The organism is uncultured Aureimonas sp., from assembly GCF_913775355.1.
Classification (GTDB): domain Bacteria; phylum Pseudomonadota; class Alphaproteobacteria; order Rhizobiales; family Rhizobiaceae; genus Aureimonas.
Window position 1 is genome coordinate 1 of sequence record NZ_CAJYIU010000334.1, and the last position, 12,292, is coordinate 12,292.

At 75.3% G+C, this 12,292-nt stretch carries 7 protein-coding genes; 3 read left to right on the forward strand and 4 right to left on the reverse strand.

Annotated features, from left to right (window positions below):
* Positions 1-1,899 (reverse strand): glycosyltransferase (locus QZ753_RS20705; protein ID WP_294646512.1); only part of this gene is annotated, 1,899 nt, incomplete at its 3' end.
* A 185-nt stretch (positions 1,900-2,084) separates the two neighbouring features.
* On the opposite strand from QZ753_RS20705, the gene QZ753_RS20710 reads away from it, so the two are divergent.
* Entirely contained in the window at positions 2,085-3,545 is a 1,461-nt protein-coding gene (locus tag QZ753_RS20710; RefSeq protein ID WP_294646515.1) for a Hint domain-containing protein, read from the forward strand.
* A gap of 28 nt (positions 3,546-3,573) precedes the next feature.
* Here the strand turns inward: QZ753_RS20710 and QZ753_RS20715 are convergent, their stop codons facing one another.
* From QZ753_RS20715 to QZ753_RS20725, 3 genes are all read right to left on the reverse strand, one after another.
* On the reverse strand, positions 3,574-6,927 hold the full coding sequence (locus QZ753_RS20715) for a tetratricopeptide repeat protein (RefSeq protein ID WP_294646517.1): 3,354 nt from the start codon (positions 6,925-6,927) through the stop codon (positions 3,574-3,576).
* A gap of 110 nt (positions 6,928-7,037) precedes the next feature.
* The gene (locus QZ753_RS20720; protein WP_294646518.1) at positions 7,038-8,165 is read right to left on the reverse strand and encodes a hypothetical protein; all 1,128 of its coding nucleotides are present in this window, start codon (positions 8,163-8,165) and stop codon (positions 7,038-7,040) included.
* 52 nt (positions 8,166-8,217) lie between these two features.
* On the reverse strand, positions 8,218-9,000 hold the full coding sequence (locus QZ753_RS20725; protein WP_294646519.1) for a hypothetical protein: 783 nt from the start codon (positions 8,998-9,000) through the stop codon (positions 8,218-8,220).
* A gap of 370 nt (positions 9,001-9,370) precedes the next feature.
* Between QZ753_RS20725 and QZ753_RS20730 the strand changes: the two genes are divergently transcribed.
* Positions 9,371-10,198 (forward strand): hypothetical protein, encoded by an 828-nt coding sequence (locus tag QZ753_RS20730; RefSeq protein WP_294646521.1) that lies wholly within the window; start codon positions 9,371-9,373, stop codon positions 10,196-10,198.
* 49 nt (positions 10,199-10,247) lie between these two features.
* On the forward strand, positions 10,248-12,292 hold a 2,045-nt coding region (locus QZ753_RS20735; RefSeq protein WP_294646522.1), incomplete at its 3' end, for a hypothetical protein.

A 12,292-nucleotide genomic window follows, 5' to 3' on the forward strand; every position in this document is an offset into this window, starting at 1 on the left:
GAGCGCGTCTGCGGCCAGCGGATCGGGTTCGCCGGGCCGCGGCGTGCCGGCGAGGATCGTCATGGTGCCGCCGAGCGGCAGGATCGCTTGGAGCAGGTCGCGTGGCGGGGGCGCGCCGACGAGATCGATCTCGCCCGGCGCCAGCGCGGCGAGCCAGGCCGCCAGCGCGCCGCCGTCCGCGGCCATGTCGTGCCCCAGCGACTGCGGCGCGCCGCCGCCGCCGCTCGCAAGGTCCGCCCGGAGCCCGGCGCCCGACCGGCGCCAGGTGAGCACCACGGCGTCGGCGGCCGCCTCGCCGAGGCGATGGAGGTGTTCCACCAGTACCGCGCTGCCGGCGGGCGCCACGACGAGGCGCGGGCGGCCGGTCGGCGGGCAGGCCTCCTCCAGCCGCGCCCGTGCCGCCCGCAGCGGATCGGCGCGGCGGAAGGCGGCGCTTTCCGCGCGGATGCCGGGAAAACGGCGACGAAGACGCCGCAGGTTGCGCGCCACCAGCATCGCCTTGTCCGGCCCGAACGAGCGCGAGCCGTGATGGGGCACGAAGAGCGCGGGAGCGGCGACGCTGCGAAACCCCGCCTGACGCGCGGCAAGCGTCCATTCGAGGTCCTCGAAATAGCCGCGCTCGTAGATCTCCGACGGCGGACCCACGGCGGCGAGGCAGTCGTGGCGCAGGTACAAGGCGAAGCCGATGCCGTTCGGCAGCGCGACCGGCGAGGCGCCAAGGCGCCGCGCCGCGGCATCGAGCCGGGCGGCCTCGGTCTCAAGCGGCAGCGGCCCCGCCTGCCCGAGGCGCGGCCAGCTCGTCCACTCGCCGTTGTTCGACAGGGGCGTCGCGGTGCCGATGTCGGGCGCCGCATAGGCTGCGTCCGCGAGGCGCTGGAGCGCGCCGGCCGGCAGGATCGCGTCGGCGTTGAGCACCAGCGCGTCCAAGCCCTCGCCGCCCTCGAGGCCGAGCGCCACCGCGCCGGGAAAGCCTCGGTTCACCGCCGTGCGGCGAAGCTCGAGGAGGCCGCGTGCGGCAAAGGTCTCGAGAAGCGCCGTGATGGCGGGGAAGGGCGAGCAGTCGTCGACCGCGACGAGCCGGGCGCCGGGGTGGCGGGCGACCTCGAGAACGGCGGCCCGCAGGGCCGCGCGCGTCGCGTCGGGATCGCCGAAGACCGGCATCACCACCCGCACCGCGCGACGCGCCGGGATGGCCATGGGCGGCGCGCCGAGGCGAGGCGCCTCGCGACGGCGCGAGCGGGCAGGGAGCGGGCCTTGCGCGACGATGCGCCCGTCGCGCTCCAGCCGCCAGCCCTCGACCGCCCCGGCCACCCGCTCGTCGAGCCGCGCGCCCGAGGCGCCCGGCGGCAGGAAGCCGAGATGGGGCAGGGGCCGAAGGGCGAAGCGCTGCTCGCCCGCCGGGCCGGGCAGCACGAGGCGGGGCGCGGGATCGCCGCGCCAGATCGCCCAGCCCGTCAGCCGGCCGTCCGCGAGATCGGCGATGAGGGCCGCGTCCTCGCCGGCGCGAAAGAGCGCGGCCAGCGCCTGGCCCAGCGCGTCGTCGGCGGCCACGGGATTGGACAGGATGCGCCGGGCGGCGAGGCGCACGCTGTCGCGGTCGGCGGCAAGGCGCAGCGCGATCAGCGCGGCAGCGGGATCGAGCGGGTCGGCGAGGAGGGCGTGCGAGAGCTCGGCGTCGGCCGCCTGGCGCTCGCCCGCCGCCGAGAGGGCGAGCGCCAGGAGCGCGCGCTCGGCCGCCGTCGCGGGCTCGTCCAGCCGCACGCGCCGGCGCAGGAGCGCCACCGCCTCCCGCACGGCGCCGTCGCGAAAGCGCCGCGCCGCCAGACGCGTCAGCGCCTCGGCGTGACGCTCCGGCAGCGCCAGCGCCGCGTCGGATGCCAGGAGGTCGGTCCAGTCCATCGCGCCTTCGAGCGTCGTGATCGATCGCCTTTCCTTGGCAGAACTGGCTGGCGGCGGCCTGACCGCTGACGCTTGCAGCTGTCGTCTTCACCCTTTGCTTGCCCTGTCCGCAGGTCCCGCTTGCGGCGCTGCCCGGTCGTGGCAAGCTGCAGGCTGACGCAGTGCGCCAGCCGGGACCCCGAGCCATGAGCCAGACCGACGACACGAAGGACAGCGGCGACGCGCGCGACCGTTCGGGCGGCTCGTCGTCCTCGTCCGGCTCGAACGCCTCGGCGGCCGCGACGGTCGCCATGTCCGGCAGCATCGCGACCAGCGCGACGGCGAGCGCCGGGGCCATGGGCTCGGTGGCCGGTGGGGGCGGGTCCCGCGGCGGCGCGGACGGTGCGGGGAGCGCGGGCCCGACCGGTGCCGCGACGAGCACGACCGAGGCCGGGAGCGCGAGCGGCGCGGCCGACGGATCGACGGGTGCCGGTCCGCAGGCCGGCGGCGGCACGGCCGCAGGAGCCGGCGGTGCGCGGCAGGCGGGCCCGCATGCCGGACCGGGCGGCGCATCCGCCGGTGTCGGCGGGGCGAGCCTCGGCGGATCGACGGGCGGCGCGGCCGCCGGCTCGGCCGGCAACGGCGGCGGTGCGGCGGCCGGCGGTGGGTCGGCGGCGGCGGCGCGCGACGGCGGCCCCGAGCGCGGCGAAGCCGGCGGCGGGGGCAGCACGGAGAACAGTGGTTCGGGCGATGGCGGCGGTGCGGCCGGTTCCGGCGAGGGCGGGGGCGAGGGCGCCGCATCGGGCGGCGATGGCGGCGGGTCCGGTGGCGGCGCCAGTTCCGGCGGCAGCAGCGGCACGGCGGCGAGCGAGGCCGCGGCCGCCGCGACCGGTGGCTCGGACACCCACGGCTCGTCGGGCTCGACCTCTGGTGGTTCGGGCGGCGGCTCGTCCGGTGCCGGCGTCGCCAGTGGGGCCGGCACCGGCGGCGGCGCCACCGGCGCGGACAGCGGCACGACGCTCGGCGGCGGCACCACCGGTGGCCTCACGCCCACCGTTTCGATCGACATCGCGCCCGTCTGCTTCCGGCCCGGCACGCGCCTCGCGACGCCGACCGGCTCGGCGGCGATCGAGGACCTGCGGCCCGGCGACCTCGTCCTGACCGTCGATGGCGCGGCGGAAGCGGTGCGCTGGATCGGGCGCCAGACGGTGCCGGTGCGCGGCAGCGATCCGCTGCGCGTCCTGCCGATCCGCATCCGGGCGGGCGCGATCACGGAGGCCGTGCCGAGCCGCGACCTGTTTCTGTCGCCCGACCACGCGATCGGTCTCGCCGGTATCCTCGTCCATGCCTCGGCGCTGGTCGATGGGGTCGCTGTCACACGTGAAACGCCGGCGGGCGAGACGATCCTCTATCTCCATGTCGAGCTCGCGCGCCACGCGCTGATCCTCGCCGAGGGGCTGGCGGCCGAGAGCTTCGTCGATAATCTCGAGCATCTCGGCTTCGACAACTGGGACGAGCGCGAGGCGCTCGTGCCGGACGCCGCGCCGGTGGCCGAGATGGATCTGCCGCGGGCGAAGTCGCGCCGGCAGGTGCCCGCAGCCCTCCGTCGCACGCTGGAGGCGCGGGCCTCCGCGCTGTTCGCGGATCGCAATCCGCTCGCCGCCTGACCGTCCGGGCTTGGCGCCCGGCGATTTTTCAGCTTGGGGACATGCCGCGGCGGGCCCGCCGGCCCCGCCCGAAGGCGGTGCGGCTCCAGTGCCGCTCGCTCGCCTTGTAGGCGGCGAGGCAATGGATTGCGACATGGCCGAGACAGTCGGCCCGGTCGAGGAGGAGAGCGTCGTCCGCCTCGCCCGATGACGGCCGCGCGAGAGCGCCGGCCCAGACCCGCGTCAGCAGGCCGGGACCCGTCGCCAGCCACAGGATATCGCCGTCGCCGCGATTGACCGCCTCGCTCGCCTGGGCAAGCGCCCTGAGAACGAGGGGATGGCCGGGGCGCGCGGCGAGAACGTTGTTGCCGACCGAGCCGAGGTCTTCCTGATAGGCGAGGAGACCGGCGCCGCGCTGGAGCAGCGGCGCGATCGGACGCAGGCACCGGTCGTCGGCATCGACCCAGACCCCGCCCTCGCGGGCAAGGAGCGCCAGACGAAAGAGATCCGCCTTCATCGCCGGCTCGCGCGCCCGCGCGAAGGCTGCGGCGGTGGCGGGCGGGGCATGGGCGGCCAGCCAGCCCACCGCCTCGCGCTCGCTCCAGACGCGGTGGGTGAAACCGGGGTTGATGTTGCGCCAGGTCGCCATGTAGGCGGCGACGTCGGCCGGCACCGCGTCGTCGGTCCAGAACTGGTGGATCGCCCGTGGCACCCCGCCATCGCCGTCACCGATGCGGGTCGCCAGCGCGCCCTGCCGGCGGGCCTCGATCAGGTAGACGACCGACGAGGCCGTGTGGCCGGGAGAGGCGCGCAGGCACGCTGCGATCGCGGCAAGGCGCACGGCCGGCGGCTCGGCCAGCGCCGCCTGCAGCGCCGCCAGCGCCTCGGCGTCGAGGCGGAATTCGTCGAGCAGCTGGCCGTAATGGCGTTGCGAGGGATTGGCGGACTTGCCGCGCAGCGCGTTGGCCCCGGCCTCCAGCGCCGCGCCCTCCGTCAGCGCACGCGCGGCGCGCGGCAGGTCGAGCGCAAGGAGCGCGGCGTGGGCGAGGCGGTTGCGATACCAGCCGTCCGCCGGCTGCAGGCGCACGGCCGCCTCGCCCTCGGCAATGGCGCGCTCGAAGTTCCAGCCGGCGGCGGCGAGCTGGGCGCGGGCGAAATGCAGCCGCGCCGTGTCGGCCCGCGTCGCGGTGGCCAAGTCTGACAGGAGCGCCTCGGCGCGCGGTAGCCGTGCGCCCTCGATCGCGGCCAGCGCGGCGGCGATCGCGACGGCGGGAACCCGCGCCCGCGCGAGGCTCTCGTCGAAGCAGCGTTCGGCCTCCGCGATCCGGCCGATCTGGCGCAGCGTCTCGGCACGCGCGAGGGTCAGCTCGGGCCGCTCGCCGAAGCGCCGCGCGGCCGCCTCGAAGCGTTCGAGCGCCGACGCCGGATCGCCACGCATCGCGGCAAGGCGCGCCAGCATCAGGGGAGGGCCGAGCCGGCCGGGATCGGCGATCGCAGCCTCGTCGAAGAGGGCGGCAGCGGCCTCGAGATCGTCGCGCGACAGGGCGAGCCGGGCCCGCGCCTCGAGAAGGCCGGGATGGCCGGGGTGACGCGCCTCGCCATAGGACAGCCATGCCAGCGCCGCCTCGGGCCGTCCCTGCCGCAGCGCCTCCTCGGCGGTCTCGACCGCAAGGTCCGGCCGATCCGGCCAGCGCCGCGCGGCGTCTTCAAACGCGGCCAACACACCCGTGCCGTCGCCGTCCAGGCGGCGGATGCGGGCGAGCGCGAGCGCGGCCTCCGCGGCGCGGGGATCGCCGGGCGGGAGGCCGGCAAGGAGCGCGCGGGCGTGGTCGCCCTCGCCGCGCTCGGCGAGCCGCAGCGCGAGAAGAATACGCGGATGGCTCTCGCCGGGGTCGGCCGCGATCGCGGCACGGAGCGCCGAGACCGCCTCGTCCGGCTCGCCCCGTGCCTCGGCGAGGAGGGCGAGGCCGACATGGGCCCAGCCGAGGCCGGGCCGGCTCTGGAGGGCGGCGTGGTAGGCGGCCGCCGCCGCCGCGAAGTTTCCGAGCTCGCGCTCGATGTCGCCGAGGCAAAGGAGCGCGCGCGGATGCCCGGGCGAGAGGCGCAGCGCCTCGTCCAGACGCGCGCGTGCGCCGGCCATGCCGTCGAGGCAGCGGGCGAGGAGGGCGCGTTCGACGAGGGCCTCCGGCGCGGCGTCGGGGCGTTCGGCGAGCCGATCGTAGATGGTTGCGGCTTCGGTGAAGACGCCGCCTGCGCGAAGGTCGGCGCCGAGATCGAAGCCGGCTTGCGCCGGCCCCGCACCGTCCGCCCAGAGCGCGCGCATCCGATCGAGCGCGTCCGCCTCGCGTCCCTCGGCGCGCGCGACGAGGGCGAGGATGCGGTGGGCGCGCGGGGCGGCGGGGTCGATCGCGAGCGCGGCCTCGGCGTCGGCCTTTGCCTGCGCGATGCGGCCGAGCGCGAGGGCCTCGCCCGCGCATTCCGCGCGCAGGGCGGCATCTGCGGGAAGGAGGCGCGCGGCGGCGCGAAGGTGGGCGAGCGCCCGCTCCGTGTCGCCGGCCTGGCGCGCGCCCCGCGCGAGCTGCCGCAGCGGTCGGGGGGTCGCCCCGCGCCGCACGAGATGACGGATGCAGATCGTCTCGGCCTCCGCGTGCTCGCCGCGTTCGAGGAGCACATCGGCAAGATCCAGCGCCCCGGCATCCGGGTCGAGGGCGGCGAGCGCGCGGGCCTCATCGAACCGCATCGCCGCGTCGCCGCGACGGGCGGCGAGCCGCATCAGGGCGCGGCGCGCGCCGGCAAAGCGGGGATGGCGCTGCGCCAGCGCGCGCAGCGCGACGTCCGCCTCGTCCAGCCGCTCCAGCGCAACGAGCGCCTCGGCATGGTCGAGCAGGAACCAAGGGTCGGCAGGCAGGAGATCCGCCGCGACGCGAAGGGCGGCCAGCGCCTCCTCCGCGTTGCCGCGCGCGCGCGCCGCTGCGCCAAGCGCGCGAAGGGCGTGGGGCAGGGGCGTTCCGCCGGCGAGCGCGCGGAGCGCCGCATCGGCCTCCTCGCCGCGGCCGAGCGCGCGTAAAGCTTCGGCGGCGTCGTAGGCGCTCCAGAGGTCGGCGCGGTCGCGCGCGGCGGCGGCGCGAAAATGCTGGAGCGCGGCATCGAGGTCGCCGGCGGCGCGTGCGACGAGCCCGAGCGTGCGGCGGGCGGGCGCGAAATCCGGACGCTCCCCGGCGAGAGCCTCGGCCGTCCGTCGGGCGTCCTCGATCTCACCCAGCGCGAGAAGTTCGAGCGCTGCGTCGTTGCGGCTCCACGGGTCGCCCGCCTCGCGGAACAGCGCCAGCGCGCGTGCCCGCTCGCCGGCCGCGCGGGCGGCGAGCGCGAGGTCGCGCAAGCTGGGGGTCGGGAGGGCGGACATCGGCGGGCGGCTCGTCGGGCGGAAGGGCACGGAGGGGCCGACCTTGCACCGCGAACCCTGAACGGGCCCTTACGCCGGAAACGCCTCCGCGTCGCGCGGCCTCAAGGCGGTCAGCCCGCCATCACGGTGTCCTTGAACTCCAGCTGGTCGGCGCCGGAATAACCGGGGTCGTAGCCGTCGTGGTAGGAGACGGTGGTGCCGGTGTCGGAATGGGTCACGTGCCCGTCGGTGAGGTAGGGATCGTGGTGCGCCGTGCCCGTGTCGGTGTGGCCGCTTTCGTAGCCGTCGGACCCGCCGGAATAGCCGAGAAGCGCGAACGGATCGGACCCGTCGCCGCCGACCACGCTGTCGGGCGACCCGTAGGCGTAGACGCCGGCATCGTGGGCCGCATACGGATCGTGGGCCGAATAGGGGTCGTGGGTGCCGTAGGCGCCGGCCGCGTGGGCATCGTCGCCGCCCGGCGGCGGCATCGTGCCGGCCCCGTCGTGCAGGACGATCGTGTCGCTGCCCGAGCCGCCCGGCAGGTCGGCGAAGGCCGACGAGCCGTCGGTATGGACGGCCTGCGCGGAGGCCGAGCCGTCCATCGTCGCCCCTTCGCTGCCGCTATGGACGGTGTCGGTGTGGAGCGTCGTGGAATGGCCGGAGGCGTAGATCGTGGCATTGCCGCCGTAGATCGTCTCCATGCCGCCGGACGAGCGGATCGTGTCGCTGCCGGCGGGCGCGGGCGGCAGGGTGAAAAGCCCGTGCGTTCCGCCGTCGCTGCCCCAGAGCGTGTCGGTGCCCAAGCCCCCGAAGGTCTCCGCGCCGGTGCCGGCATGGCCGCCGGGCACGCTGTCGGCGCCGGGCGGCGGCGCATAGGCGGTGGCGGCATGGGTGTCGGCGGTCGGCGCGTGGAAGGCCGATGCGCCGTCGGCGACGGGCTCCGCCCCGGGGGCCGCGGTGGCCTGCGGGAGCGTGGTGTCGGACCCGCCGGCGAGGATCGAGGCGGTGTGGTCGGGCTCGATCGCCGTGCCGTCGACATGGCCGGGCGTCGTCGCAGCCTCGGCATGGGTCGCGGTCGGTGCGGGGGCCGAGGCGTCGCTCGTCACCGGTTCGGCGCTCGTGCGCGAGACGTCGGCCGAATCCGCAGACGTGCCGCCCAACCCGAGATCGGACAGCACGCTGTTGATATGGTCGGACGTGTCCGGGGACATGTGTCCCTGGCTCGCGTTCGCCGAATAGGTGTAGATCTCAGCCATTCAGGGCCTTCGGGATCCGGTGCCGCCGGGAGGCGGCGCCGGGGCGGATGGATCAGGCGGCCGCGTCCACCGGCCCGGCCGCGCGGCGGAAGACCCGCAGGCGGCTCGGCTGGCGGACGGGGGTGGGCGAGGGCAGAGGCCCGGCGGACCTTGCGGCCGCGACGAAGTCGAGGCGCACGCCGACGAGCGGGTCGAGCGGCGTCGGGCCGACGAGTTCGATCTCGCGGCCCTGGCGGGTCGAGACCGACGAGCCGAGGAACACGCCGTCGGCCTTCAGTGCGAGACCGGGCGCGGTGTCCGGCAGGAGCCGCACGCGCAGGCCGATCAGCGGCAGCGCCCGGCCACGCGTTCCGGCATAGGTGCCGGCCGGCGTCCAGGGCAACCAGCCCGCGCCGCGCCCGCCCGACGCCACCTGGTATTCCACCGGCAGTTCGGCAGCGACGCCGCGCATCTCCAGCCCCTCGATCCGCCCCGGCGTTTCCGGGCCGCAGATCCAGTGGCCGCGCGGGGCGGCGATGTCGCCGCGCAGCGACACGTGGGCGCGCAAGAGGAACTCGACGCCGCCGTCGGGAAGGTCGGGCCGCAGACGCAGCGCCGGCTCCGGCGCCGCTTCGGCCTCCGCGCCCATGCGCTTCAGCTCGAGGCCCGCCGGCAGGATGCCGCCGGGGCCTTTCGCGCGCATCACGATGTCGATCGCGCCCGCCGCCTCGGCGGTCACCACGAGCACCTGGCCCGGCCGCGACAGGAAGCCCGGCCGCTCGCCGGGGGCGGTCAGGAGCGAGATGCCGGGCGACACGGCGACGACCTCGACCTCGGGCGCCTCGCCGCTCAGCAAGGCGTCCGCCCGGTACGAGAAAGCCGAGAGTCCTCGTTCCACCCGCAATGTCGCGCGTCGCTCGGATCCGTGCACAGCCCGCTCCATCCAATTCGTCTCCTGCAGAAGACGACGAGGGCGGGCGATATTCAAGTTAATGAATACTGTTCCTGATGGTGAGGAAAACAACAGATGAACCGGAATAGTGTCGTTGAATGCTTTGCTTAAAGATCAACGCAAAATTAGCGAAGATTTCCGCACTGGTCACCATCTTGGCCGGGCGGGCGGGCGGGGCGGGTGCCGCCGCGTGCCGGCGCAACCCCACGTTACAGATGCGTAAGGAATATCATTCATAGTCTCAACGAATTGTCCGAGTGGGAGCCGTCCGCAGATGATCCGGGGAAGCATCGAGTTCGCCAGCGCCGACCAGATTCAGGGCTGGATCCATACGTCCGACGGCCGGGTGCGCGATTACACGCTCCTCGCCTTCCAAGGCGACCAGTGCGTGGGCGCCGGCAAGATCAACACCTTCCGCGGCGATCTCGCGGACGCGGGTCTGGGCGACGGCCATCTCGGCTTCAGCTTCCCGATCTCGGTGGCGCCCGAGCGCGTCGGCTCGGTGGTGCTGCGCCTCGAGGGCGGCGACGCGGTGATCCTGCAGAACGGCGCGCATGTCGCGGGCGGTTCGAAGGCGCGCGCCGGGCTCCAGCGCGACGAGGTGCGCGAGCGCCTCGCCGCCCTGAAATGGGCCCTGAAGCACGGGCGCATCTCGCAGGCCGACTTCGATTTCCTGCGCATCCTCTGGTCCTTCGGCGTCTACGAGCGCGGCCTCCTGCGCCGCTCGGCGGGCGACGAGGCGGTGGTGGCGGAGAAGCCGGCCGCGGTCGCCGCGGCGCTTCTGGAATCCTACGCCGGCACCGACGTGCGCACGAGCGCGGAAACGGTCCGCACCCCGGCCGAGTTTTCGGCCGCGCTCGCCCGCACGCTCGCCGCCCCGGCCGCGCCGCCGGTCGTCGCCCTCCATGCCACCGGCCGCGCCAGCGTGCGCGTCGCCGAAGGCACCCACGTCTCCGACACCGAAGGCGCGCAGGCGGTGTCCTTCACCGACTACGCGCTGACCGGCGAGCAACTCCTGATCCTCGACGCGCGGGCGCGCTCGGAAATCCAGATCGGCGAGGGCGCCTCGGTCGAGATCGTCCGCGCCGAACCCGTCGCCTGACGCGGCGGCCGACCGGATTTAGACGCCCGCGAACCAGCGTCCCCTGCCCATGCTGCACGTCCTTCCCCTGTCCGCCTATGCGGCGAGCGATCTCGTGGATCACGAGGCCGGGCGCTGGTGCGGGCGCATCGAGCGCCTGGAGGCGGGACACGGCGTGTCGGGCTGGGTGCTGTCGGTGGACGCGCCGGAGGCGGCGACCGACCTCGAACTGACTGTCGGCGAGGACGCCTTCGCGCTCGGCGCGACCGGCCTTGCCCATCCGCCGAGCGACCTGCGCCTCGGCCGCACGACGCAGGCCGCCTTCCGCTTCGGGCCCGACGTCTTCGCGCGGCTCGCCCGCCTGTCGCCGCGCCGCGCCGCGCTTCGCGTCGGCGTGCGGGTGGCGGGCACCGACGTGCGCCTGATGCCGCCGGGCGGGCGCGATCCGACGGTCGGCGAACTCGTCGCCGCCTGGCGCACCAGGCTGGTGGCCGGCCTCGCCGCTGGTGCCGCCGGCGAGACGCGCGGCGACCGGATGCTGCGCCGGCTGGCCGGATTGCGCGCCGAGGCCGTCGCGCTGCGCGACCGGCCGCTGCGACCGATCTCCGACAACGACGTCGGCCAGATCGACGCGCTGCATGTCGGCACCGACGGTCAGGTCTGGTTCGTCGGCTGGATGAAGCGCAGCGCCGACATCGACTTTCCCGCCGTCGTCGCCGACCGCGACAAGCTGCCGGCAGGTGGCGCCGTCCTGCGCTACGAGCGGCCCGACCTCAACTCCACCTGCGTCGGCGTCGTCGGCCTCCTCGATACCGGATGGCAGCCGCCGCCGACGCTGCGCGACGGTTTCGTCTATCTCGGGGCGGGCGCGCAGTTTCATCTGCGCTACGGCGCCTACACGCGCGTCCTGAAGGCCGACGCCTTCGCGGTCGCGTTCGCGCAGGCGCAAGCGCTGTCGATCGGCGGCCATGCCGAGGCGCTCGCCGCCGTCCTCCATGCGGGCGGCAACTGGATGGCGGGCAACGCCGCCGCGGCCGGCATGGCGGCAGAGGGCGGGATCGACAAGCTCCTCATGGTGCCGGGCTTCGGCTGCTTTGCGGACGGCTGGGCGGTCAGCCCCGCCAAGCGCATCGAGACGTTCCGGATGCGCATCGGCGACTGCGTGCTGGCCGCCGACGAGGCCGCGACGGGCTTTCGCCCCCGCCCCGACCTCGCGTCGGTCTTCGGCGGCGGCGGCACCACGACGCGCGCCGGCTTCTCCACCGTCCTGCGGGGTGCGCTGCCGACGGACGCCGCCGGGGCGCCGCTCCTGCGCATCGTCCACGACGACGGCACGGGCGCGGTGCTGCGCATCGAGCCGAAGCTCCTGCGCCGCCTCGATCCCGTGGCCGATGGCGAGGAGCTCCTGACGCTCTTCCCCGCGATCCGGTTCGAACCCTTCTGGGACGCGTTCCTTGCCGCCCAGCGCCGCAATCTCCGCCAGACTGTTCGTGAGCCGGCAAAGCTTCACGCGGTCCCGTGCGAGCGGCTCGTCGTCGTCCGCCTGCCCGGCGAGGCGGGCAATCTCAATCTCGTCTTCGACCGGCTGGCCCGGCATCTGCCCGAACTCGGCCCCGGCGCGGGCGTCTGCATCGTCGCCGACCAGGGGCGCGGCCGCGCCGAGGCGCTGATGCGCTTCGAGGAGCTTCGCGCCGCCACCGACGCGCCGCTTTCGATGGTCGCCGTCGCGCACGGCCACGACGCGCTGTCGGAACTTCCCTTCGTGCTTCAGGCGCTGTCGCCGGAGCGCTTCGTCCATATCGGGCGCGGGCTCGTCCTCAACGCGGCCGGTTGGCGGGCCGCGGCGGCAAGCCTTCTTCGTCGCGGCCACGGTCTCGACCGGTTCGAGGTGCTGGACGATGCCGGGCGCCCGGACCGCGTCGACGGCGCTTACGGGGCCGGCTGCTTCGGCTGGAGCACGGCGGCCTTCCTCGCCCATGCGGCTGATACCCCGGCGCTGACGCGCGGCGTCTACGGCGACAGCGGCCTGCCGGTCTCGCCGGCGCGCGACCGCGCCCACCCGGCTTGCGCCTTGCGCATCGAGCGCGCCGCCGTCTCGCGCCTTGCCGACATGAT